Origin of the sequence: Pseudomonas sp. CAN1, from assembly GCF_030462585.1 — a bacterium.
Classification (GTDB): domain Bacteria; phylum Pseudomonadota; class Gammaproteobacteria; order Pseudomonadales; family Pseudomonadaceae; genus Pseudomonas.
The window spans coordinates 99693-122967 of record NZ_JASMRU010000013.1; the positions used below are offsets into that span (position 1 = coordinate 99693).

Genomic DNA, 23275 nt, shown 5'->3' on the forward strand with positions numbered 1-23275 from the left:
TCACTCGCGGCGGGTTTCGCCGGTGAATATCAGCGTCGCGCGGCAGCGCCGGCAGTAGTAGCGGCGGCCCTGGGCGACCAGGTTGTGGCGCTGGGCGGAGAAGGGGAATTCATTGCCCTCGCCGCAGTGGCAGCGATACAGGTAGCGGGTGGAGCGGCGGCGCTTGATCTCGTAGGTGTGGCAGCGATCCGGCGGCAGACCGTAGATGCCGCGCATGATCAGCTGCCACTCCTCGCCGTGCGGGCGAATGCGCGGACCGAACATCTGGTGGGCAATCAGGTGGGCCACTTCGTGGGCCACGGTCTGCTGCAGGAAGTGTTCGTAGTTCTCCCGGTATAGCTGCGGGTTGAAGCGCAGCAGGTTTTCATCCAGGTGGGCGACGCCGGCCTTCTGGCCGCGTAGCCGGAAGCTCACTTCCGGGCGGGGAAAGCGCCGCTGGAAGAAGGCTTCGGCCTGCTGGTAGCAGGCTTCGACGCGAGCGTTGAGCTGTTCAGGCATACAGTGGTTCTCCGACGGGGGCAGATTATGCCGCAGTCGGAGCGCGGGTGGAGGATTTATCGCGGCCGCTCGTCCGGGGCGCAGGTTCAGGCAAGCGCGGCGAGTTTCAGGCAAGCGCGCAAAACAAAACCGGGCCACACGGGCCCGGTTGTTTTTCATCGAGTGATATCAGGTGTATTCCGGGCCGACGCCGCTGCCCCAGAGGATGACCGACAGGGCCATCATCGCCACCAGCACCACCAGTCCTACCGCCAGCACCGAGCTGGAGAACAGGAAACCTTCATCCTTGTGGATGTTCATGAAGGTCGGGATGCCGACGTAGAGCAGGTAGACCGTGTAGCAGATCGCGGCCGTGCCGATGATCATGCCCAGCCACAGGTGCGGGTAGAGCGCCGCCAGGCCGCCGATGAACAGCGGGGTAGCGGTGTACGCGGCGAATACGATGCATTGGGTCAGCGATGGCGACGCGTCGTAGGTGCGGGCCATCCAGTGGATGAAGGCGCCCATGATGGCGACGCCGGCGAGCATGGCGATGTAGGTCATGATGGTCAGCTGTATCGCGCTGGCGGCCGTCAGCTTGACCGGTCCCGCGTTGCCCAGTACCCAGCCCACCTGCGTAGTGCCGATGTAGGCGGAAATGACCGGGATGGCAGCGAGGATCAGGACGTGGGTCAGGTACATGTGGCTGATGGATTCTTCCTCGCCACGGATGTCCTGCCATTCCTGATCGGGATGGGTGAAGAGCCCCCACACATGATGGATCATGTCAGCATTCTCCTCTTCTTATAGAAGGTCGCCCCCCAGCAAGGCGCCCAATACGCGTAGCCAGCGTCATCCGGTGCCTGGCCGACTAATGCGACCTTAAGTCGCAGTATAGGAATGGCTGCATGCCACGTCGTCCGTGGGTTTAGAGCAAATGGAAGTTTCACGGGCGGCTGTAATAGCGCTCCAGAATTTCCATCGCCTTGTTGATCGACTGCAGCCGCGTGGTGCTGCCTCCTCGATCAGGGTGGTGCTGGCTGACCAACTGGCGGTAGCGCAGCTTGATCAGCGCATAGTCCACCGGGCCGTCCTCCAGCTCGAACAGGGCCAGCGCGGCGGCCTTTTCCTCGTTGCCCTGCATCCGCGTCCAGAAGCTTTCCAGCAGCTTCTCCACGTCGCGCTCGCTGGTTTCCTTCAGATGCTTCTCATCCAGATAGTAGGCGCGTAGGGCGTCCTGCTCGCCGAGCGCCTGCACGCCGCTCATATAAGGAGAGAGACGAATCTGCAGCGGGCCGATTTCCAGATGTGCTGCGTTCTCCTCCCAGAGCCGGTCGCGCAGGCGATACAGCGCGTTGAACACCAGGAAGTGAGTTCGAAACAGCACCAGCTTGTCGGTCAGCGGTAGGTTGGGAATGTGGGTGGAGTGGCGCGCCTTGAGCTGCTGGATCAGCTGGAATTCAGAGATTCCTTCAGGCGCTTCCTGCAGCAACTGCAGGAGCTGGCCGGCAAGGTCGAGGGAAGGGTCGAGATCGGGCGTCATGCTGTCAGATTAGCAGTAGGCCGATAGAGGGGCTGGGGTATGCGTCGCTTTGCGCGCAAGAACTGCTGGCCTGTGGTCGATAGTGGTCATCAATGGCCAAGGGGTCGCGCCGGCTGTGTAATACCAAGTCGAAGCGAGTATGCACGGTGCCAATCTCCCCCGGAGCTACAGGATCGGCTTGAAACCTATTTCGCCAGCAAGACCCGCTTCCCATTCTGCCGCGAGGCATTAGCCCGCATGGTGAAGCGCTGCAACATCGAGCTGCCGCGTGGCCAGTGCACCCACGTCCTGCGCCACACCTTCGCGTTGCACTTCATGATGAATGGCGGGAACATTCTGGCCCTTAAGGAGATTCTTGGCCATACGTCGTTGAACATTACGATGCGATATGCGCATCTTTCGCCTGAGTATTTGCAGGATGCGGTACGTCTAAACCCCCTTTCAATTTTTGACGGTTCCTCCGCAGCGCTTTGAAAATGAGATAATGCCGAACTTCAACTATCTCAATCATGCATTCCAAGATTTAAGACAATGACAAAAAATTCCTCCCCTTTTTGCTCATGGGTTTTTGCGTTCATCTGTGTGCTTGGCTTCGTTCTTGCCGGTTATGTATCCGTAAAGCTGCATCAGCCGATTCTCGGGGGAGTAATACTTATTTTTTTTGCCGCCGCGACTTTCGCTTTACTCCTTCAGGCACGGTTGAAGAGAGTCATGAAAGGTGGGCTACTAGTGGCACTCGGTGTGGTTACTCCCTTTGTTTATACGATTTGCATCGCTTCCCAGTTCAACGATGCCCTCGCCTATGGTGATCTATGGTTTTCAACGCTATTGGGCGCTAACGCAGCTTACGGGCTAGATACGGGTAGGAACCTGCTGGAAACCTGGTCTTCATTCATTAACCTCGCATGTGCCGGCGCTGGTGGCAGCATCATTGCGGTTGCGGGGGAGAGAACGATTGTCGAATCTCCGTCTAACTCTGCCTCATCAGAAAACGCAGCTTCTCCACTGGTTGAAGGTTCCAGAGTGATCGGTCTGATCGAGAAAGCATTAAATCGACACAAGCATGAAGTTCACTCCTTGACCCAGCAGGCCGGGATGCTTCGGACAAAGCACGATCGTTTGAAGTCGCTGCTGCTTGGCGTTGGGATTGGGGTACTGATTACGGTGGTGGCTTTTTCCTCTGCTCTGCTTCTTCTTCGTTGAGAGTCAGCTGTCGGCCATGTCATCCCAACGTGGTTTTTCCCGTGTTTTGTCGATCTTCGACACTCCTTCGACACCTCCACGATAGGTGAGTGGAAACACCTTCTAGATCAGTGGCTTGAAGGTCTGGTGTCCGTCGTTGGCGATTTGCGCGTAAAATGACCGGCTTTTCGTCTTGCCCTTCGGATTCCAGAGCACCATGGCCAGCACCCTTTCGGTCAACCAGAACAAACTGCAGAAACGCCTGCGCCGCCAGGTTGGCGAAGCGGTCACCGACTTCAACATGATCGAGGACGGTGACAAGGTGATGGTCTGCCTGTCCGGCGGCAAGGACAGCTACACCCTGCTGGACATCCTGCTGTACCTGCAGAAGGTAGCGCCGATCCAGTTTGAGATCGTCGCGGTGAACATGGACCAGAAGCAGCCGGGCTTCCCCGAGCACGTGCTGCCAGCGTACCTGGAGTCCATCGGCGTGCAGTATCACATCATCGAGAAGGACACCTACTCGGTGGTGAAGGAGAAGATCCCGGAGGGCAAGACCACCTGCTCGCTGTGTTCGCGCCTGCGCCGTGGCACCCTCTATACCTACGCTGACGAGATCGGCGCGACCAAGATGGCGCTCGGGCACCACCGCGACGACATCCTGGAAACCTTCTTCCTCAACATGTTCTACGGCGGCACCCTCAAGGCCATGCCGCCCAAGCTGCTGTCCGACGACGGCCGCAACGTAGTGATCCGCCCCCTGGCGTACTGCAACGAGAAGGACATCGAGGCCTACTCGGTGCTCAAGGAATTCCCGATCATCCCGTGCAACCTCTGTGGCTCGCAGGAAAACCTGCAGCGCCAGGTGGTCAAGGAGATGCTGCTGGACTGGGAGCGCAAGTCGCCGGGCCGTACCGAAATCATGTTCCGCGCCCTGCAGAACGTGGTGCCGTCGCAACTGGCCGATCGCAACCTGTTCGACTTCAACAGCCTGCGCATCGACGAGACCGCCACTCCGCGCTTCCTCGACGTGATGAACCTGTAAGACCTCGCAAGGACGCCCGATGCGCGATTACCAGTGGCTGTACGAATACTGCCTGAACCGCTTCGGTTCGGTCGAAGCGCTGGAGGCTCGCCTGCCGCAGGCGAAGTCCGCGGCAGAGCTGATGGCGGTCGGCGATGATCGCTACCTGTCGCTGATCAGCCTGCGCATCTTCCGCGCGGGCCTCAAGCACAGCCTGGTGGATGCCAAGTGGCCGGCCTTCGAGGAAGTCTTCTTCGGCTTCGATCCGGAGAAGGTCGTGCTGATGGGCGGCGAGCGCCTGGAAAACCTGATGCAGGACGCCCGGCTGATCCGCCACCTGGGCAAGCTCAAGAGCGTGCCACGCAACGCCCAGTTCGTCCTCGACATCGCCCGCGAATACGGCAGCTTCGGCAAGCTGCTGGCCGACTGGCCGTCCAGCGATATCGTTGCCCTGTGGAAGCTGCTGGCCAAGCGCGGCAACCAGCTGGGTGGCATGTCGGCGCCGCGCTTCCTGCGCATGGCCGGCAAGGACACCTTCGTCCTCAGTGACGATGTGGTCGCCGCGCTCAAGGCGCAGGAAATCGTCGACAAGGCGCCCACCAGCCTGAAGGACCTCGCCCTGGTGCAAGCGGCCTTCAACACCTGGCAGGAACAAAGTGGCCGTCCTCTGTGCCATATCTCGATGATGCTGTCGTACACGGTCAACCACTGACGCGCGGCTTGGTCGCGGAGGAGGGGCGGATGGATTCGGCTATCGAACGCACCGGCGCTGCGCTGGCACGCGCAGAGCGCATCCTGGTGATCACCGGGGCTGGCGTTTCCGCCGATTCCGGCATGCCGACTTACCGAGGACTGGGCGGTCTGTATAACGGCAGGACGGCGGAAGGCCTGCCGATCGAGGCGGCGCTCTCCGGGCCGATGCTGCAGAAGGATCCGGCCTTGTGCTGGAAGTACCTGGCTGAGCTGGGCAAGGCTTGCCTGAGTGCTCAGCCCAATGCTGGCCACGAAGCCATCGCCGAACTGCAACGGCTCAAGCCGGAGTGCTGGGTGCTGACGCAGAATATCGATGGCTTCCATCGTCGCGCCGGTTCGCCGCCGGAGCGTCTGATCGAGATCCATGGGGAGCTGGCACCGTTGTATTGCCAGTCGTGCGGTCTGGAAAGCGCTGATCTGGCCGGGCATCTCGGACGCCCATTGCCGCCCAGGTGCGAGCGCTGCGCGGGTATCCTGCGTCCGCCGGTGGTGCTGTTCGAGGAGATGCTGCCGGAGGCGGCGATCGATTCGCTGTATGCGCAATTGCGCAAGGGGTTCGATGCCGTACTGCTGGTGGGGACGACCGCGAGCTTCCCCTATATCATCGAGCCGGTGCTGCGCACGCGGGACGCGGGAGGCTTTACCGCCGAGGTGAATCCGGGGCTTACCGACCTCAGTTCAGCGGTCGAAGAAACAATGGTGGGTCGAGCCTTAGACATTATGCCGCGTCTGCTGAGTCACATTCCGCGATAAAAAACTTGCATTGCCCCCATTGAGCGGGCAAATTAGCCCGCTACTAAATGGAGCTAATGAGACACGGTCGTGCCCATGCTTAAACGCTTAGCACCCCTCGTGCCCATGAGTTTCGTTCTGCTGCTGGCAGCTTGCGCCAGCCATTCGCCGGAATCGCAGCCGAATCAGGTCGCTTCAGCACCTGCCACTCGAGCAGCGTTCCAGGTCAACCAGCACAACATAGCGCTGGTGAATGAGTCGCAGGACGAGGGGGCCAAAAACGATAACGGCAGTTCCACTGCCCATGTATCCGACATTCTGGACCGCGCGTTCTCGCTGATCGGTACTCCGTACCGCTTTGGTGGGAAATCGGAGCGGACCGGCTTCGATTGCAGCGGCTTCGTGGGCTACCTGTTCCGCGAAGAAGCCGGCATCAGCCTGCCGCGTTCCACGCGGGAGATGATCAACATGGACGTCCCGCTGGTCTCGAAAGAAGACCTGCAGCCGGGCGACCTGATCTTCTTCAACAACCGTGGTCGCGGTCGCGTCAGCCACGCCGGCATCTATATTGGCGATGGCCAGTTCATCCACTCCGCCAGCCGCCGTGGCGGTGGTGTGCGGGTGGACCGCCTGGACGAGAGCTATTGGCGCCTGAGCTTCATGGAAGCCAAGCGCGTACTCGAACCGGGCTACGAGCCGAAGACGGTGAGTCGCTAAACTTAAAGTTTTACTTTAAGTATTGCGCTTAACTCACTGTTGGTACAAAGTGATGGCACTCCTTGACGGGATGCCATCACATGCTCGTTTTTCAGCGCATCATCCTCCTCGCTGTTCTCGCCTCACTGGCCGCCTGTGCCAGCCGCACGCCGCCGGCTCCGCCTCCCGTAGTCCGCGCGAACGTTGCTCCCGTCTACAACGCCCAAGCCGCTGACGACGTCCTGATCCGTGCCATTGGTCTGGTCGGCACTCCCTATCGCTGGGGCGGCAACACTCCCGATAGTGGTTTCGATTGCAGCGGCCTGATCGGCTATGTCTACCGCGATGCCACCGGCCTTGCGCTACCGCGTTCGACCCGCGAGATGATCTCCATGCGCGCGCCCACCGTTGGCCGCGAATCCCTGCAGAGTGGCGATCTGGTGTTCTTCGCCACCAATGGTGGACGCGGCGTCAGCCATGCGGGTATCTATGTCGGAGAAGGGCGCTTCGTTCACGCGCCCAGAACGGGCGGGACCGTTCGCCTCGACAGCCTCGACAGCGCCTATTGGCAGAAGGCCTTCCTGGAAGCCAAGCGCGTCCTCGCCGTGCAGAGTCTCGCCCTCCACCCCTGATTCTCAGGAGGGCCCATGACCACCCGCACACTGAGCCTTGACGACTCGCTTTACCAATACCTGCTCGACGTCTCCCTACGTGACTCCGCCGTCAAGGCCCGGCTACGTAGCGAGACCGCCAGCCTGCCCAACGCGCGCTGGCAGGTTGCCCCGGAACAGGGGCAGTTCCTCGCCTTACTGGTAAAACTGACCGGCGCCAGACGAATCCTCGAGATCGGCACCTTCACCGGCTACAGCGCGCTGTGCATGGCCGAGGCGTTGCCCGAGGGCGGTCACATCCTCTGCTGCGACCTCCCCGGCGAATACAACGACATCGCCCGCAGCTACTGGCGCGACGCGGGTGTCGACTCCCGCATCGAGCTGCGCCTCGGGCCGGCACTGGTCACCCTTGATGCGCTGGTGACCGGCGATCAGCAGGGCAGCTTCGACCTGGTATTCATCGATGCCGACAAGGCGAACTACCCGCTCTACCTGGAGCGTGCGCTGACTCTGCTGCGCGAGGGCGGCCTGGTGGTGTTCGACAACGTGCTGTGGAGCGGACGAGTGCTGGAAGCCAACCCGGATAGCGAGGACACCCGTGCCATCCAGCAGCTCAACCTGGCACTGAAGGCGGACAAGCGCGTGGATTACTCGCTGGTGCCGATCGGTGATGGGATGAGTCTTTGTCGCAAGCGTTAAAGTCTCGGACGAAGACTGAAGTTTCCGACGAGAGCAGAGGGTCACGTTTTCGGGTTTGATCCGTGCGCGATTAATGCAAGAATCGTCGGCCTTGCAGGGGAATCCTCCGTGATCGTGCAAGATCCATAAGAAAAATCAGCCAGGAAAGGAAAGCATGCAGGAGTCAGTTGTGGCCGCTTCGTCCGCTGGGCAGGTACGTGGTCTGATCAAGCTCATGCGGCCCAAACAGTGGGTCAAGAATGGATTCGTGCTCGCCCCGTTGGTATTTTCCGGCGAGTTCCTGCAGAAAGACGCCATCCTCCAGGCCCTGCTGGCCGTCGTGCTGTTCTGCCTCGCCTCGTCCGCGACTTATATCGTCAACGATCTGCGCGACATCGAGCGCGATCGCAGTCATCCGGTCAAATCGAAGTCGCGCCCCCTGGCTGCCGGCATCGTCTCGCCGGCAGCGGCAGTGGCATTGTTGCTGGCACTCTATGCGCTCCTGATCGTCGGCTGGCTCATGGTCCCCAAGGTCGTGGCGGTGATCTTCGGTTACATGCTGCTGAACCTTGCCTACACCTTCGTCCTCAAGCACCAGCCGGTGGTCGACATCTTCACCATCGCCATCGGCTTCGTGCTGCGCGTCTATGCTGGCGCGGTGGCGCTGAGCGTGCCGGTTTCCTCCTGGATGTTCGTCACTACGCTCTGCCTGGCCCTTTATCTCGCAGCAGTGAAGCGCCGTCAGGAACTGAGCAAGAGCGGTGCCGGAGCTCGTGAGGTGCTCGGTAAATACACGCTGTCGCTGGTGGATCGCTATGCGGAAATCTCCGCCACCGGCGCGCTGCTCTTCTACAGCATGTTCGTCATGTCGACGAAGCCGGATCTGGTGATGACCGTTCCGCTGGTGCTGTTCGGCCTGTTCCGCTACTGGTACGTAGTCGAGGCCCTCGATGGCGGTGAGTCGCCCACCGATGCCCTGCTGGCTGACTGGCAACTATTGCTCACCGTCGTCGCCTGGGGTGGGGTATGTATGTGGGCACTCTGGCCAGGCATGCCTGCATGAGCACCTATGCATATGTTCTGACGCCCTTTCTGGCGTGGCTGGTGGCTGGCTGCAGCAAGTTCGCGATCAACAGCATCAAGGCCGGCAAACCGGCTTTCGGCCTGATTGGCTACGGTGGCCTGCCGAGCAATCACAGTGCCATCGTCAGCAGCATGGCGGCACTCATCGCTTTCAAGCAGGGTTTGGATCAGCCGGCATTCGGTGTCGCCCTGACCCTGGCCTTCATCGTCATGCTCGATGCCAACAGCCTGCGCCTGCAGGTGGGGCGGCATGCTGCGGCGATCAATCGGCTTGCAGTAGAGGCGGCCGATCACAAGTCGCTGCGTGAGCGGATGGGGCACACCCGGATTGAGATCGGGGCCGGGATTCTGGTTGGCATTCTGGTGGCCTGGGGTATTGCCGCCTCCAGCGTCTGATCCGGCAATACCGCCACTCTTCTGAAAAAGGCACGCCCATCGGCGTGCCTTTGTCGTTTATCACTCCGGTGCCCGCAGGATGGCTTCCTGTGGAGCTGGCGGCAGAGTTCGTACTGACAGGGACGGAAATCACGTATTCCCGCGACAGTAGTAGGGGCGGAAATAACCGGAAAGGCCGCCTGAAACCGCTGACCTGTATCTCCTCCTGCGTTTGCCCTTGAACTTACATGTCACCATTCGCCGCTGCTTATCGGGGTGAAGTCGTGCCCCGGATTCTCATGATCAGGCCGGTGCCACTTGATTGTTCGTGAGTGCGCCATGCCGGCCATGAATGACTACTGCAAGATGGATTGGCGACGATGTACCGCAAGGGAAAGAATGATTTCGCATTAGTTTTCGCCTGCACACTCTTGGCGCTGTTGATGAGCAAGGGGTTGGCCCTGGTGCCAGGCATGGCGCTTGACGATTATGGTGCCCTGCATCAAGGCAGGAATCCGCTCTTTTATCTTTGGCAGGGGCGCTTCGTCCAGGCGGGAATTCAGGTGCTGTTGAGCAGCCTGGGGCTTACCCCGACCTCGATTGCCTGGCCTGTTATCATTCTGTTCTTCGGCTTCGCGGCCCTGGCGATAACGCTGGGCGTGTTGTATGTCGCCAGGGACAAGGGGCGTGCTTCGGGGCTGGCGGCCGTTGGGGCTGTAGTTGCAAGTCATCCCTACCTGACGGAGTACTTCACCTATCGAGAGTCATTGATCACGCAAGGGACATCGTATGTGCTGCTCGCCCTGGTGTTTGTCACGGCGCAGTGTCCCAGGAGTGAGAGTGCGCCGGTAGAAGTGGGTCGGTGGGCGCTGTTGTCGGTGCTGATGGTACTTCTGGCAGGGACCCAGCAGACCGTGTTCCTGATCCTCGGTTTTTTCCTGATCGCCGGCCTGGTTCGACAGGCCCTGGGCAAGCAGTTTTCCTGGCAGTGGCTGAAGGTCAGCGATGAGGGACGGTTCTTGCTGCTGTATCTGCTATCAGCGGTGGGATATGTCTTGATCTATCTGATCATTCAGAAGACGACGGGTGTATCGCTGGATTCCAGGAGCTCGATCGTCGGGCACGAGCAGTGGCAGGAGCGAGCGCGAGCGGTGTTGTCCCTGACGCATAAGTTGCTCTTGAGCCATGAGCCGACCCTTTCATGGGGGGTGAAGTGCTATGCGTTTTCGGTGTTCCTGATTCTTCTTGCAGTGAGCGGGTTACGCCGGCCCCGTGGTATTTTGCTGATCCCATTGGCTTCGCTGGTCTTCTATCTTGGCAGCATCTTTCTGGTGAGTATTTCCGGAGGGTGGTGGCCCGTTCCCAGGGCGCTGTATGGCCTGGGTTTTGCGCTGGGTATGTCGCTGTTGCTGGTTTATCTCAACAGTGTGGGAGTGTTGTACCGAGCATTTCCGGTGCTGACTTTCATCGCAGCCGCCGGGTTTTCATTTCACAGCAGTGCAATGCTCCATGACCAGCTCAGGTTGAATCGATGGGATGCCTGGGCAGCCGGAAGCATTGCCCAGGAGCTGCTTCGCAGTGGCGGCAGCGAGAGTCCGGTGGTTCTTGTCGGAGCGCCCTGGATGCACCCGCTGGGTCTTTCCAGAATCGATGGTGATCTGAACATCTCAGCTCTCTCGGTTCCTTGGGCGGCAGGCGACCTGTTCATGGAAGCAACCGGGAGAAAGTGGCGAGTCGACTCCATTGCAGAGTCTGCCGAGTGCGATGGGGTGTCGCCGTGGCCGGTTGCTGGCTCGATAAGGAAAGTCAACGACGCCTTCTATGTGTGCATGGGCACGCGGTGACACTCGTCATGACCCAGGTCTGAGTCCAGCCGCCTGCGCCAATGAAAAGGCACGCCTCGAGGCGTGCCTTTCTGTTTCCATCGCCGATAATCAGGCGACATCCACCAGGATCACTTCGCTGTCTTCCAGCGCGGTGACCCGTACCACGGCCTCATCGGCGATGGCGGCGCCGTCGCGGGCCAGCAGCTCGATGCCGTTGACTTCGACCTTGCCCGTGGCCGGGACCAGATAGGCGCGGCGGTCGCCCAGTTCGTACTCGGCAGTCTGGCCGGCTTTCAGGGTGGCGGCGACCATACGGCCTTCGGCGCGGATGCGCAGGGCATCGCCGTCGTTTTCATAGCCGCTGGCCAGGGTCACGAAGCGCCCGGCGCGGTCGCCCTTCGGGAAGGGTTTGGCGCCCCAGGACGGCGTGCCGCCACGGACCGAGGGGATGATCCAGATCTGGAAGATCTTGGTGACATCCTTCTCCAGGTTGTACTCGGAGTGCACGATGCCCGAGCCTGCGCTCATCACCTGCACGTCGCCCGCTTCGGTACGGCCTTTGTTGCCCAGGCTGTCCTGGTGGGTGATCGCGCCCTGGCGGACGTAGGTGATGATTTCCATCTCGCGGTGCGGGTGCGGCGGGAAGCCGGTGCCGGCAGCGATTTCGTCATCGTTCCAGACGCGGAGGTTGCCCCAGTCCATACGCTCGGCGTCGTAGTACTCGGCGAACGAGAAGTGGTGCTTGGCGTTGAGCCAGCCGTGGTTGGCGCCGCCGAGTTGCTGGAAGGGTCTGCGTTCGATCATGACTTAGTCCTCGTGGGGCGCGGCTGGCCGGTGGGCCAGTCCGCGCGGTTCATGGGACTATCTTCTCGCGCAGTTGATCGATAGAAAAGCGCAAATATCGGCGCATATTAATCGAATAAGTCGATTCTATTCCGCCGTGCGCTTCTCGCCCTGATCGAGGAATTTGCTGAGGAACTGGCGGGTGCGCTCTTCCTTCGGGTGGGCGAACAAGGCCTTGGCGTCGCCCTGTTCGACGATCACGCCCTTGTCGATGAAGATCGCCCGGTTGGCCACGTCGCGGGCAAAGCTCATCTCATGGGTGACGATGACCATGGTGCGCTTTTCCTGGGCCAGGCCGCGGATGGTCGACAGGACCTCGCCGACCAGCTCCGGGTCCAGCGCCGAGGTGGGCTCGTCGAACAGGATCACGTCCGGCTGCATGGCCAGGGCGCGGGCGATGGCGACGCGCTGTTGCTGGCCGCCGGAGAGGCGCTTTGGATAGGAGTCCTCCTTGCCGGCCAGCCCGACTTTCGCCAGCAGCTGGCGGGCGCGCTCGATGGCCTGGGCGCGCGGCTCCTTCTTCACGATGATCGGGCCTTCCACCACGTTCTCCAGCGCGGTGCGGTGGGGGAACAGGTTGAAGTTCTGGAAGACGAAGCCCACGTGCTGGCGCAGCTTGCGGATCAATCCCTGCTGGCTGCTGAGCGGCCTGGATGCATCGATGAGGATCTCGCCGACCTTGATGGTGCCGCCGTTGGGCACCTCCAGCAGGTTCAGGCAGCGCAGCAGGGTGGTCTTGCCTGAGCCGCTGGGGCCGATGATCGCGACCACTTCGCCGGCCTCGACGGTCAGGTCGATGCCCTTGAGCACCTCCTGGCCGCGGAACTGTTTGGTCAGCTGGTGTACTTCGATCATGCGTCGTGCTCCTGGTCATGACGGTTGACCCGGTCTTCCAGGCGGTTCTGCAGGTGCGACAGGATACTGGCGAGGATCCAGTAGATCAGCGCGGCCGCGAGGTACATGGTGAAGACCTCGAAGGTGCGCGCGGTGATCAGCTGGGCCTGGCGGAACAGTTCCGGGACCTGGATGGTGGCGGCCAGGGCGGTGTCCTTGACCAGCGAGATGAAGCTGTTGCCCAGCGGCGGCAGGGCGGTGCGCGCAGCCTGCGGCAGGATCACCCGGCGCAGGGTCTCGGCGCGGGTCATGCCGATACTGGCGGCGGCTTCCCACTGGCCCTTGTCGATGGAGCCGATGGCAGCGCGGAGGATTTCGCAGACATAGGCGGCCATGTTCAGCGAGAAGCCGATCAGCGCCGCGGGCAGCGGGTCGAGTTCGATTCCGGCCTGGGGCAGGCCGTAATAGATCATGAAGAGCTGGACCAGCAACGGCGTGCCGCGGAAGAACGACACGTAGATGCGCGCGATCCAGCGCACGGGAGTGAAACCGTACAGGCGCATCAGCGCCAGGACGAAACCGAGCAGCAGTCCGAAGAACATGCCGCCTACGCTGAGGACTACCGTGAAGACCGCGCCCTTCAGCAGGAAGGGCGCGGAATCCAGCGCAAGCTGCAGGCTTGCGTCGATCATTGGGTCACGTCAGCCTTGAACCACTTTTCCGACAGCTGTTTCAGCTCGCCATCGGCGCGCAGCTTCTCGATGGCCTTGTTCAGCGCCGCGAGCAGCTCCGGGTTGCCCTTGCGCAGGGCGATGCCGGCTTCCTGGCGAGCGAAGGGCGCGCCGGTGAGGGCCATGGCGCCGTTGGTCTTGTTGACCATGTCGAAGGCGGCCAGGCGGTCCACCAGGATCACGTCGATACGGCCGCTGCGCAGGTCCTGGAACTTGGTCGGGTCGTCTTCGTAGGTGCGCACGTCAGCCTGCGGCACGTGCTCGCGCAGCCACTGCTCGTAGTTGGTGCCCAGGCCCACGCCGACCTTCACGCCGGCGAGTTTCTCCGGCGTGTCGTACTTGCCTTCGTCACCCTTGCGCACCAGCGCCTGGATGCCGGAAACGGTGTAGGCGTCGGAGAAGTCGTACTTCTTCTTGCGCTCCTCGGAGATGGTCACCTGGTTGATCACCAGGTCCAGGCGCTTGGATTCCAGCGCAGCAAGGATGCCGTCCCACTTGGTCGGCTGCAGCTTGGCGGTGGCGCCCAGCTCCTTGGCGATCAGGTTGGAGAAGTCCACTTCGAAACCGGCCAGCTTGCCGTTCTCGTCCTGGAAGCTGAAGGGTGGGTAGGTGCCTTCCAGGCCCACGCGGACCTGGCCTTTCTCCTTGATCTGGGCGAGCAGGTCGTCGGCGGCCTGGGCCTGGCCGAAGAGGCTGGCGCCGAGGGTGAGGGTCAGGCTGGCAAGCAGGAAATGACGTCGCAGTGCGGAGAAGGTCATGGTGGTCCCCGTTTTTGGTGTTTTAAGCAGGTTAGTCAACGCGTGGCGACTATAGGGCTGGAATCGTTATGCAATAAAATAATAAAAAATTACATGCTTAGTTCTTGGTCGCGTGCCGTCAAGTCGCCGGCTGATAAGCGAACAAAGCCGGTGAGCCACCGGTATGCAGGAATAGAAGCGGCCCGGGTTTCACGAAGCGATCTCGGCGAATGCCATCGAGCAGTCCGGCCATCGCCTTGCCGGTGTACACCGGGTCCAGCAGCAGGCCCTCCTGGCTGGCCAACAGGCGCACGGCTTCCAGCGTGCCGGCATTGGGTTCGCCGTAGCGCGGACTGAAATACTCGTCCCACAGTTGGGTTTTCGGCTGGGCCGGCGCGCCGTGGCCGAGCAGTTCCAGCGTGCGCTCGACCAGCCCTTCCACCTTCGGCCGCTGCGCCGCATCAGTACGCGAGACGGTCACGCCGATGACGTCCAGTTCCGGCAGCTCATCGGCCAGCGCGATGGCCAGGCCAGCATGGGTGCCGGCGCTGCCGGAAGCGAGTACCACGGCGGAGAACTCCTGGCCGCTGGCGCGAATCTGCTCCGCCAGTTCCAGCCCGGCACGGACGTAACCCAGCGCGCCCAGCGCGTTGGAGCCGCCAATGGGCACGATATAGGGCTTGCGGCCCTCGCGACGCAGGCGTTCGCCGGTCTGCGCCAGCAACTCGTCCGCGGTATCGAGGTTGGGCACCAGCTCGACTTCGGTGCCGAACAGGTCCAGCAACAGGCGGTTGCCGTTGCTCAGGTAGTTGCGGTCAGCAGTGCCGATGGGGTTTTCCAGCAGCGCCACGCAGCGCAGGCCGAGCTTCGCCGCGACGGCGGCAGTCTGGCGTACATGGTTGGATTGGATCGCCCCGGCGGTGACCAGCGTATCGGCACCGGCATTCAGGGCATCGGCGGCGAGGAACTCCAGCTTGCGCACCTTGTTGCCGCCCAGGGCGAAGGGCGTGGTGTCGTCGCGCTTCACATACAGGTCGCGGCCCAGCTGTGCGGACAGCCGCTCCAGCTTGTCCAGCGGCGTCGGGCCGCCGGCCAGGTCGAGTCGGGGAAAGCGGGCAAGGGCTTCGCGCAGGGCGCTCATGGCGGGTTCTCGATCTGGCAGCGGGAGGCATCACGATAGAGTGCGCGCGGGCCGCCGGCAATGCGGCCGGCAGACGCGTGACGCGGCCCTGCACGGGAATGTCGCGCGTCGATCTGCAATCTCGCGCGGGGAAACTCCAGAGGCTGTGAATCAATGTGCGGACAGCGGCGTGGCGAACCGCTACGCTCCACGCTCAGATCCGGGTCTATAACCGGGCAGATAACGAAAACAGGAAAACCAGGGCGGGGAAATCCGATGACTTCAGCAGTACCTTCACGCACTTCGCTGCAACGCAGGATGCTTCAGCTGGTGGGCGGGCTTGCCCTGCTGCTGGGGTTGAGTGCGCCGGCGCTGGCCGATCGGGTCATTCCCTCGGGGATGATGGTGGGCTTCGTCGACAGCGCGGTGTACCCGGTGATCACCCTGAAGCGCCCCAAGCCCAGCCTGGTGCGCCAGGTGATGACCCTGTGGCTGTATGACAAGACGGTCAGCTATCCGCTGTCGGTCTCGGTGCGCATCCGCGACGAGAACAACCGCTTCATGGTCTATGGGCTGCTGCCGCAGATCACCGGGAAGTTCGTCGGTATCAAGGTCGGGCTGGACAGCCGGATCAGCCAGGTCTGGGTGCTTACGGAGAAGGAGGCCATTGAATACGTGAACCGACCGGACACCATTTTCCCGCCGACCTGACAGAGCACGGTGCGCCGCCTGTGAGATTCCTCCAGGCGGACAGCAGCGGGAGCAGGGCGTCTTCAGCTATCATGTGCGCCGGTCAAACTCTTTTATCCGGTTCCCCCATGACGTCCTCCCAGCCGCCGCGCGACGATAGCGCGGAAAACACCCAGGAAACTCCGCAGGAACAACCCACGTTGTCCCTGGCGGAACTCGCCAAGGCTGCGCTTGCTGCGCAGAAGCAGGCCAATTCCTCCTACCAGCACCGCAAGGCCCACGACAGGGACGAGTACCGTCCGCCGCACCCACGCGGCTCGCGTCGCTCCATGGGCAAGCGCTGAGGCGACCTCTCGTCCGAAACGCCCTCGGCCAGCGCCCTTGCGGGTGCGCTGGCTGAACTGCGCCGCCCGCTCCGGGTCGTATGCGCATCTGCCGGGCCAGGTTGGCTGGCAACTTCCCGCTCTCGCGAACACGTCAAGGATCGACAACTGCGCCGCTCGCAGGCGCCTCGCGTCAAAGGAGAATTCATGAAATTCCTCGTCCCTGTCCTTTCCCTGCTGGCGCTGGCCGGCTGCATCACCATGACCGGCAATTACGAGGTCACGGCCCACGATGAATCGGGCAAGGAGCTGAGCAAGGGCAAGTTCCTCGCCCATGGCAGCGGCATCTACACCGTGCGCAACTCGCTGTGCTCGGTCTATCCAAAGGCCATCGTCACCATCAAGGACGTGGAATCGGAGCAGGAACTGGAGGGCGAAAGCCCGTATCAGTGCCGCTGAGCCAGTCAAGCCGGCCTGAGGTTCGGCCCGCTATTACCACGGGTTTAATGCTGGTCCTGCAATAGCGTTTCGCAGCGCTGCCGGACACCTTCGTTGGGATCTGCCTGCCGGCATTTGCGAAGCGTCGATAGTGCGTCTTCCGGCCAGGTTTCCCGTGGCCACGCCGATATCGCCTTGAGTGCCATGTTGCGATTGCGCACTGTGGGGCTGTTCAGGCCTGCGCGAATAAGGTCCCAGCCCTCGCCGGGGAAATGTTCGAGATCCTGCAGGATGAAATCGAGGTCGTTGTGCTGCTGGTACGCCGGGCCCAGCCCGAGGGTTTCGCCAGGGCCGCTGGCGATGGCGGCAAGGTCCAGTTGCTGTCGCGCTAGGTCCAGCACTCGTCGCAGGCGCTCGATGTCGCGGGTTTGCATCAACTGGTACCAGTGTTCACCGCGTCCCTCTGCCTGGCGCAGGAACAGCGGTTCCCAGATGTCCAGGTCCAGCAGCCGAGCGGCCGAAATGCCCTGCCAGACCTGCTGGCGGTCGCTCTCCTGCAGCGCAGCAAGTGCCGTTTCCGGCCAGACGGGGTTGTCGATGAAGGTCTTGGCTCTTGCTGCCAGAAGCTCACGAGCTTGTGGCGTCCAGCCGGACTGTGCCAGGGAATCCCAGTCTTCATCGCCTTGCAGGAACTCGAGAATCTGCCCGGTGGTTTGCAGTGATTGCAGGGAGCCGCTCCGGCGATTTCTCACCTGCAGGAGATAGCTGTCGCAAGCCCAGGCGCCATCGGCATAGTCACGAATGTCGCGGGCGGGGCCGCCGCAGAGCAAGGCCGAGAGAATCTCCGCCGCGCAATTCAGCAGATCGTCATCCAGTGCGACGGCGGGGACCGAGAGTGCGGCGGCCAGTTGTCCGCCAACGGCGCAACTGTACGCGAGGTATTCGTACATCACGCCGTTGCGGTAGCCCTCTCGCAGCAGCCAGTCGCGAATCTGCATGTCCCTGGTTTGCGCCAGGCGCTCGACCAGATGGATTCGCCCCCAGGCGTGCACCTTGCGAGCAAGTTGCCATTGCTTCTGCTCGGCTTCCTCCGGGTCGAGCAGATTGCCCAGGGCCACTGCGGCGTACAGGGTGAACTCTTCATGCAGGCCGAGGGTGGTCAGGATGTCGACATGCGCTCTGTTTCCCAGAACCCCCAGCATTGCCATGGCGAACTTCACCGGGGCGCGATCGGGCGCTTCGGTGGCCAGCCACAGCGCCAACGGCTCCAGTTTTTCTCTGCTGATTCCGGGGTAATCCGGCAGGCGCTCGATCAACGGATCGAGGTACTCCAGCGGCGAGGCACGGCAGAGGTGTTCATACAGCGTATGGGGCGCAAGGGAGTTGGGGCTGTCGCACGCCGCCCGGAGTTTGCCGAGCAACTGGTCCACTTCATCGGACTGCCCGGCATTGCCATGGTGGCCGACCACGCCATCGAGGGCGCCGGCGCTCCAGCTCAGTTCGCCTTCGGCGGCAGGAACTTCATCCGGTAGCGTGGTCGCATCGTCGGGGAGGCCGTCGGGGTAGTCGACGTAGTGAGAGAGATACCCGTAGAGGCTCTGCTGGTCTGCAGGCCAGGCTCTCCGGGCGTGCTCCTGAAGCAGGATGGGATTGGTTTCGATCGCCTCGCTCGGGCGCCCGAGCAGTTTTCGAAGCCAGGCATTCATGTCCATTCGTGCATTCCCTTGCAGTCGGAACCTGCGAGCTTGAGCGCTTCCTTTTTTTTGCACAACCCGGTTTCGACCCGGTTGGCCGGAGATTTACTGGCTGTGTTGTTCCTGTTTGTGAATCAGGGTTCCCTGCTGCAACGTCCACTCCACCACCTGCGCTGACAGCTGGTCGGCCGCCTTGCCAAAGGCGCTGACCACTTCGGGCACCTGCTTGCCGTCCACCGGCTGGCGGACTTCGAAGGTGCGCGAGGCGACGATGCGCTGGCCGAGCGTGCGCACCAGGCGGGCGTCGTAACGGATGTGGATCACCGGCTTGCCGTCCTGGTACTCGCTCTGGAAGGCGCGCAGCTCGCCGGTCAGGTCGAGGTCGGCCTGCAGGCTGGCTTCGTCGCTGCTCAGGGCGCGGACGCTGCCGTTGGCGGTGAAGGCGTCGAGCAGGCGGTCACGCAGCAGCCCCGGTGCGCGGTTGCTCCAGCGCGCGCCCTGGTAGCTGCTCAGTTGGTTGCCCTGCGGGACCACGGCTATGCGGTTGCTGTCCAGCGCCAGGCTGGCGTTGGGCGCGCTGACGCGCAATGACCAGTCAATCGCCGCGTTGCTGCGTGCTGGTTGCTGGGCGGCCGGCAGCAGGTAGAAGTCCGGGCTCTCCGCTTCCGGGAGGATCGAGCAGGCGCCCAGCAGACTGACCAGGGCGGCGACGCCGAGCAGGCGGGGAAGGGCGGTCATGGCTGGAACTCCTTGTTGCGCTCGCGGCCGAGCAGGTAGCCGGTGGGGTTCTCCTGCAGGCGACGGGTGACGCCGCGCAGGTCTTCCAGGGTGGAGCGCAGTTCGCGGATCGCCGGGCCGATCTCGCCCAGGCCATTGAGGCCGCCGTTCACCGAGTCGTAGTTGCTGTCGAGCAGCTTTTCCACGCGTTCGCTGCTGTTGCGCAGGGATGTCAGGGTCTTCTGCGTATCGTCGAGCAGCGCTGGCCCTCGGCTGCCCAGTGTGCGGTTGGCCTGTTCGAGCATCGAGCTGGCGTTGGCGAAGGTCAGGCGCGCCTGCTCGCTGGCGGCGGCCAGTTCCTGCACGGTCTTGCGGATGTCGTCGCGCTGCTCGGCGACCACGCCGGTGGCCTGGTCGATGTGGTCCAGGGTGCGGCTGATGCGGTCGACGTTCTCCTGGGAGAACATGCGGTTCACGTTGTTGATCAGGTTGTTGATGTTGGTCGCGATGTCCTCGCCGTTGGCCAGCAGCTTGGCGAAGGGCGAGGGGATGGTCTTGATCACCGGCACCTCGCCGTCCTTGCTGGCCAGCGGCGGGCTGTCCTGGGCGGCGCTGGACAGCTGGATGATCGCCTGGCCGGTGACGCCGGTGAGTGCCAGCTTGGCGCGCGTGTCTTCGCGGATCGGCGTGCTGTCGTAAACGCGGATGCGTGCGCGGACCTTGCGCGGATCATTCGGGTCCAGGCGCAGGGACACCACGTCGCCGACGCGGATGCCGCTGTACTGCACGGTGCCACCCTCGGACAGACCGGTCACCGCCTCGTTGAAGATCACGTCGTAGATCTTGTACTTCTGGTCGTTGCTCGACTGCGCCAGCCACAGGGCGAAGAGCAGCGCGCCGATCGACACCACCAGGGTGAACAGGCCGATCAGTACGTGATGGGCACGGGTTTCCATTTCAGCTTTCCTCCCGCAGGTGTTCGGTGGCCTGCAGCGCGGCACGGCCGCGCGGGCCGTGGAAGTATTCCTGCACCCAGGTGTCGTCGGTCCGGGCGACCTGGTCCAGCGGGCCTACCACCAGCACACGTTTCTGCGAGAGCACGGCGACGCGGTCACAGATGGTGTAGAGGGTGTCGAGGTCGTGGGTGACCAGGAACACGGTGAGGCCGAAGGCATCGCGCAGGGTCAGGATGAGTTGGTCGAAGGCCGCCGCACCAATGGGGTCGAGGCCGGCGGTGGGTTCGTCGAGGAACAGGATGTCCGGGTCCAGGGCCAGGGCGCGGGCCAGGGCGGCACGCTTGACCATGCCGCCGGAGAGTTCGGCCGGGTACTTGTCGCCGGCATCGGGCGGCAGGCCGGCGAGGGATATCTTCACCTTGGCCATGAACTGCGCGTCGGCGCGGGACAGCCTGGCGTGCTCGATCAGCGGCAGGCAGATGTTCTCGCTCACGGTCAGCGAGGAGAACAGCGCGCCGTTCTGGAACAGCACGCCGAAGCGCCTTTCCAGCTTCGAGCGTTCCAGCGTCGGCAGCGCCGGCAGGTTCTGCCCGAACACGTGGACGCTGCCTTCGCTGGGCTGGCGCAGGCCGATGATGCTGCGCAGCAACACCGACTTGCCGGTGCCCGAGCCACCGACCACGCCGAGGATCTCGCCCTTCATCACGTCGAGGTCGAGGTGTTCGTGCACGGCGTGGGTGCCGAAGCGGTTGGCCAGGTCGCGGACGACGATGATCGGTTCGCTCACCAGCCCATCTCCATGAAGAACAGCGCGAACATTGCATCCAGCAGGATCACCACGAAGATCGACTGGACCACGCTGGAAGTGGTGTGCTCGCCCACCGACTGCGCGCTGCCGCTGACGCGAAAGCCCTCCAGGCAACCGATCACGGCGATGATGAAGGCGAACACCGGGGCTTTGACGATGCCGACCAGGAAGTGCTGCACGGCGATGTCGTTCTGCAGCATGTAGAGGAACATGCGTGGCGAGATGTCCAGGCTCAGGGCGCAGACCACGCCGCCGCCGAAGATGCCGGAGATCATCGCCAGGAAGGTCAGCATCGGCAGGGTCAGCAGCAGGGCCAGGACGCGCGGTAGCACCAGCAGCTCCATGGGGTCCAGGCCCTGGGCCTGGATGGCGTCGATCTCCTGGTTGGCCTTCATCGAGCCGATCTGTGCGGTGAAGGCGCTGGCGGTGCGGCCGGCGAGCAGGATGGCGGTGAGCAGCACACCGAATTCGCGCAGGAAGGAGAAGCCCACCAGGTCGACCGTGTAGATCTGCGCGCCGAACTTCTGTAGCACCGTGGCGCCGAGGAAGGCCACGACCGCGCCGACCATGAAGGTGAGCAGGGCGACGATGGGCACGGCGTCCAGCCCGGTTTCCTCCATGTGCGCGGCCAGCGAGGTCAGGCGCCAGCGCCGCGGGCGCAGCAGATTGCGCGCCAGGGTCTGCAGGGTCAGGCCGATGAAGCCGAGCACGCCGATCAGGTGGTCGCGGAAGGTCAGGGTGGCGATGCCGATGCGTTCGAGCACATCCACCAGTGCGTTGCCGGGTTGCGGCGCCTTTTCGTCCAGCCGGCACTGGGTGATGGCGTTGCCCACGGCACGCAGCAGCGCCTGGCGTTCGGCGGGCAGGTTGCGGGCGAACTGGTCCAGTTGGCTCATGCGCGCGCCGCCGATGATCTCGGCGAGCAGCGCGGCGCCGGCGGTATCCAGTGCGCCGAGGCCGGCGAAGTCGAGGGCGGCGGGGGATTCGGCACTGCGCTGGGCGGCTACCTGGGTTTCCAGGGTGGCGAAGTGCGCAAGCGTCCAGTCACCGCTGACGCGCATCAGCGGTGGGCTGGCGGAAGTGTCGAGCTGAAGCTGGCCGGGCTGGGCGGTCGTCGTCATGAGTCGCATTCTAGCGAAGTTCGTCCGCACGACCAGTGTGCTTGTGTAGCGCTTTTCAGACGCTCTGCATGACTTTGCTGAGGACAATGGCGACATCCTGTTCAATTGACGCCCCAGCCCGCCAGCCACTAAGCTGCGCGCCTGCTTCAGGTGCTCTCGGCGCATGCCGCGAGTGAAACAGGGAAGCCGGTGACGTCGATGCGCAATCGACCATTCCGGCGCTGCCCCCGCAACGGTAAGCGAGCTTCGAACCGCAATTCGCCACTGTGCCATCGGCATGGGAAGGCGCGGTTGGATCGGAAACGCCAGGCGTTTCCACTCGCAAGCCCGGAGACCGGCCTGCTGCATCGCATGGCATCGCGGGAGGCGCTGCCGACGCCGGCCGCCTGCGCCGCGCGTTGCCGTCCTCCGCCTGCCCCGACTGGCTAGTGCCGCGCGGGTGAGAGCGGCGGAGAATCCTTCAGGTGAAATCCCTATTCCCCAGGTCGACAGCCACAGCGCTGGGCGGCCTTTGCCGCATGGCGTTTCAGCACGCCGGCGGTTCGACCCTGCCTGTCCATTCCCTGGTTCGCTGCCGCCCGGCCGGCAGCCTGACGCCTGTGCAATCCCTTTCAGGAGCAATTTCCCATGACTGAATCCCCGGAAAAGGACGAGCGCCATCGCTCGCGCATGCAGCGCAAGAAGGCGGTGGTCGACGAGAAGATCGCCCAGGCCCAGGGCGAGCGCGGCGTGTTCCTGGTCAACAGCGGCAACGGCAAGGGCAAGAGCAGCTCGGCCTTTGGCATGGTCGCCCGCGCGTTGGGCCACGGCATGAAGGTGGGCGTGGTGCAGTTCATCAAGGGCGCCGCGACCACCGGCGAGGAGGCGTTCTTCCGCCGCTTCCCCGAGGAAGTCAGCTTCCACGTGATGGGCGAAGGCTTCACCTGGGAAACCCAGGACCGCCAGCGCGACATCGCCAAGGCGCAATTCGCCTGGGACGTGGCGCGCCAGTTGCTGGCCGACCCCGAGGTCGGCCTGGTGGTGCTGGACGAGGTGAACATCGCCCTCAAGCACGGCTATCTGGAACTGGACACCGTGCTGGCCGATATCGCCGCGCGCCCGCCGATGCAGCATGTGGTCGCCACCGGCCGCGGTGCGCAGCCGGCGATGCTCGAAGCCGCCGACACCGTCACCGAGATGGGCCTGGTGAAGCATGCCTTCAAGGCCGGTATCAAGGCGCAGAAAGGGGTGGAGTTCTGATGGTCGTGGCTTGCCCTCACCCCAGCCCTCTCCCAGGGGGAGAG

The 23275-nt window shown here is 63.0% G+C and carries 27 protein-coding genes, 1 pseudogene and 1 riboswitch; of the genes and pseudogenes, 15 read left to right on the forward strand and 13 right to left on the reverse strand.

The features are described 5' to 3' along the window. The 3 genes from QO207_RS18010 to QO207_RS18020 all read right to left on the reverse strand — a co-directional run bounded on the left by QO207_RS18010 (position 1) and on the right by QO207_RS18020 (position 2020). Complete coding sequence (locus tag QO207_RS18010; protein WP_301533687.1) at positions 1 to 498, reverse strand: SprT family zinc-dependent metalloprotease; 498 nt, start codon at positions 496 to 498, stop codon at positions 1 to 3. Between the two features lie 168 nt (positions 499 to 666). Further along, positions 667 to 1263 (reverse strand): Yip1 family protein, encoded by a 597-nt coding sequence (locus QO207_RS18015; RefSeq protein WP_138215354.1) that lies wholly within the window; start codon positions 1261 to 1263, stop codon positions 667 to 669. A 160-nt stretch (positions 1264 to 1423) separates the two neighbouring features. After that, positions 1424 to 2020, reverse strand: coding sequence for a DNA-J related domain-containing protein (locus QO207_RS18020; protein WP_301533688.1), 597 nt, complete (start codon positions 2018 to 2020; stop codon positions 1424 to 1426). Between the two features lie 38 nt (positions 2021 to 2058). Between QO207_RS18020 and QO207_RS18025 the strand changes: the two are divergent. The 11 genes and pseudogenes from QO207_RS18025 to QO207_RS18075 all read left to right on the forward strand — a co-directional run. After that, positions 2059 to 2494 (forward strand): annotated as a pseudogene (locus QO207_RS18025) (tyrosine-type recombinase/integrase); the annotation flags it as partial. A gap of 57 nt (positions 2495 to 2551) precedes the next feature. Then, complete coding sequence (locus QO207_RS18030; protein WP_301533690.1) at positions 2552 to 3223, forward strand: hypothetical protein; 672 nt, start codon at positions 2552 to 2554, stop codon at positions 3221 to 3223. A gap of 196 nt (positions 3224 to 3419) precedes the next feature. Further along, the gene (gene ttcA, locus QO207_RS18035; protein WP_017522174.1) at positions 3420 to 4247 is read left to right on the forward strand and encodes a tRNA 2-thiocytidine(32) synthetase TtcA; all 828 of its coding nucleotides are present in this window, start codon (positions 3420 to 3422) and stop codon (positions 4245 to 4247) included. A 19-nt stretch (positions 4248 to 4266) separates the two neighbouring features. Continuing rightward, positions 4267 to 4938, forward strand: coding sequence for a DNA-3-methyladenine glycosylase I (locus QO207_RS18040; RefSeq protein ID WP_301533691.1), 672 nt, complete (start codon positions 4267 to 4269; stop codon positions 4936 to 4938). 29 nt (positions 4939 to 4967) lie between these two features. Then, positions 4968 to 5732, forward strand: coding sequence for an NAD-dependent deacylase (locus QO207_RS18045; RefSeq protein WP_301533692.1), 765 nt, complete (start codon positions 4968 to 4970; stop codon positions 5730 to 5732). Between the two features lie 69 nt (positions 5733 to 5801). Further along, positions 5802 to 6428: a C40 family peptidase gene (locus tag QO207_RS18050; protein ID WP_301533693.1), complete on the forward strand. Its 627-nt coding sequence runs from the start codon at positions 5802 to 5804 to the stop codon at positions 6426 to 6428. 80 nt (positions 6429 to 6508) lie between these two features. Then, entirely contained in the window at positions 6509 to 7039 is a 531-nt protein-coding gene (locus QO207_RS18055; protein ID WP_301533694.1) for a C40 family peptidase, read from the forward strand. A 15-nt stretch (positions 7040 to 7054) separates the two neighbouring features. Continuing rightward, positions 7055 to 7717, forward strand: coding sequence for an O-methyltransferase (locus QO207_RS18060; RefSeq protein WP_301533695.1), 663 nt, complete (start codon positions 7055 to 7057; stop codon positions 7715 to 7717). A gap of 154 nt (positions 7718 to 7871) precedes the next feature. After that, complete coding sequence (locus tag QO207_RS18065) at positions 7872 to 8759, forward strand: decaprenyl-phosphate phosphoribosyltransferase (protein WP_301533696.1); 888 nt, start codon at positions 7872 to 7874, stop codon at positions 8757 to 8759. Continuing rightward, positions 8756 to 9175: a divergent PAP2 family protein gene (locus QO207_RS18070; RefSeq protein WP_301533697.1), complete on the forward strand. Its 420-nt coding sequence runs from the start codon at positions 8756 to 8758 to the stop codon at positions 9173 to 9175. The genes QO207_RS18065 and QO207_RS18070 overlap by 4 nt, the downstream gene beginning before the upstream one ends. 359 nt (positions 9176 to 9534) lie before the next feature. After that, the gene (locus tag QO207_RS18075) at positions 9535 to 10998 is read left to right on the forward strand and encodes a glucosyltransferase domain-containing protein (RefSeq protein ID WP_301533698.1); all 1464 of its coding nucleotides are present in this window, start codon (positions 9535 to 9537) and stop codon (positions 10996 to 10998) included. Positions 10999 to 11088: 90 nt separating this feature from the next. Here QO207_RS18075 and QO207_RS18080 read toward each other — a convergent pair whose 3' ends face one another. The 5 genes from QO207_RS18080 to QO207_RS18100 form a co-directional block, all read right to left on the reverse strand. Next, on the reverse strand, positions 11089 to 11784 hold the full coding sequence (locus QO207_RS18080) for a pirin family protein (protein WP_301533699.1): 696 nt from the start codon (positions 11782 to 11784) through the stop codon (positions 11089 to 11091). 126 nt (positions 11785 to 11910) lie between these two features. Then, positions 11911 to 12678 carry an L-cystine ABC transporter ATP-binding protein TcyN gene (gene tcyN / locus QO207_RS18085; protein WP_301533700.1) on the reverse strand — a complete coding sequence of 256 codons (768 nt, stop codon included), beginning with the start codon at positions 12676 to 12678 and terminating at the stop codon, positions 11911 to 11913. Continuing rightward, entirely contained in the window at positions 12675 to 13346 is a 672-nt protein-coding gene (tcyL, locus tag QO207_RS18090; protein WP_253445120.1) for a cystine ABC transporter permease, read from the reverse strand. Before tcyL ends, tcyN begins: the two co-directional genes overlap by 4 nt. Next, complete coding sequence (tcyJ, locus tag QO207_RS18095; RefSeq protein WP_301533701.1) at positions 13346 to 14146, reverse strand: cystine ABC transporter substrate-binding protein; 801 nt, start codon at positions 14144 to 14146, stop codon at positions 13346 to 13348. Before tcyJ ends, tcyL begins: the two co-directional genes overlap by 1 nt. Positions 14147 to 14264: 118 nt before the next feature. Next, positions 14265 to 15266, reverse strand: coding sequence for a D-cysteine desulfhydrase (locus QO207_RS18100; RefSeq protein WP_301533702.1), 1002 nt, complete (start codon positions 15264 to 15266; stop codon positions 14265 to 14267). A 297-nt stretch (positions 15267 to 15563) separates the two neighbouring features. Between QO207_RS18100 and QO207_RS18105 the strand changes: the two genes are divergently transcribed. The 3 genes from QO207_RS18105 (at position 15564) to QO207_RS18115 (ending at position 16717) form a co-directional block, all read left to right on the forward strand. Next, positions 15564 to 15956, forward strand: coding sequence for a hypothetical protein (locus tag QO207_RS18105; protein ID WP_301533703.1), 393 nt, complete (start codon positions 15564 to 15566; stop codon positions 15954 to 15956). 107 nt (positions 15957 to 16063) lie between these two features. Continuing rightward, entirely contained in the window at positions 16064 to 16279 is a 216-nt protein-coding gene (locus tag QO207_RS18110; RefSeq protein ID WP_301533704.1) for a hypothetical protein, read from the forward strand. Positions 16280 to 16465: 186 nt separating this feature from the next. After that, positions 16466 to 16717, forward strand: a complete 252-nt coding sequence (locus tag QO207_RS18115; RefSeq protein WP_301533705.1) for a hypothetical protein — start codon at positions 16466 to 16468, stop codon at positions 16715 to 16717. Between the two features lie 44 nt (positions 16718 to 16761). Here QO207_RS18115 and QO207_RS18120 read toward each other — a convergent pair whose 3' ends face one another. The 5 genes from QO207_RS18120 to QO207_RS18140 all read right to left on the reverse strand — a co-directional run bounded on the left by QO207_RS18120 (position 16762) and on the right by QO207_RS18140 (position 21992). Further along, the gene (locus tag QO207_RS18120; RefSeq protein ID WP_301533706.1) at positions 16762 to 18408 is read right to left on the reverse strand and encodes a hypothetical protein; all 1647 of its coding nucleotides are present in this window, start codon (positions 18406 to 18408) and stop codon (positions 16762 to 16764) included. Positions 18409 to 18495: 87 nt separating this feature from the next. Next, a complete protein-coding gene (locus tag QO207_RS18125) occupies positions 18496 to 19128 on the reverse strand; it encodes an ABC-type transport auxiliary lipoprotein family protein (RefSeq protein ID WP_301533707.1) in 633 nt (210 codons plus the stop codon). Further along, entirely contained in the window at positions 19125 to 20063 is a 939-nt protein-coding gene (locus QO207_RS18130) for an MlaD family protein (RefSeq protein ID WP_301533708.1), read from the reverse strand. The genes QO207_RS18125 and QO207_RS18130 overlap by 4 nt, the downstream gene beginning before the upstream one ends. A gap of 1 nt (position 20064) precedes the next feature. Next, entirely contained in the window at positions 20065 to 20850 is a 786-nt protein-coding gene (locus QO207_RS18135) for an ABC transporter ATP-binding protein (protein ID WP_301533709.1), read from the reverse strand. Further along, on the reverse strand, positions 20847 to 21992 hold the full coding sequence (locus tag QO207_RS18140; protein WP_301533710.1) for an MlaE family lipid ABC transporter permease subunit: 1146 nt from the start codon (positions 21990 to 21992) through the stop codon (positions 20847 to 20849). Before QO207_RS18140 ends, QO207_RS18135 begins: the two co-directional genes overlap by 4 nt. Positions 21993 to 22123: 131 nt before the next feature. Next, positions 22124 to 22350, forward strand: a riboswitch (cobalamin riboswitch). 269 nt (positions 22351 to 22619) lie between these two features. Here QO207_RS18140 and cobO point away from each other — a divergent pair. Beyond that, positions 22620 to 23231, forward strand: coding sequence for a cob(I)yrinic acid a,c-diamide adenosyltransferase (gene cobO / locus QO207_RS18145; protein ID WP_301533711.1), 612 nt, complete (start codon positions 22620 to 22622; stop codon positions 23229 to 23231). The last annotated feature ends 44 nt before the right edge of the window (positions 23232 to 23275 follow it).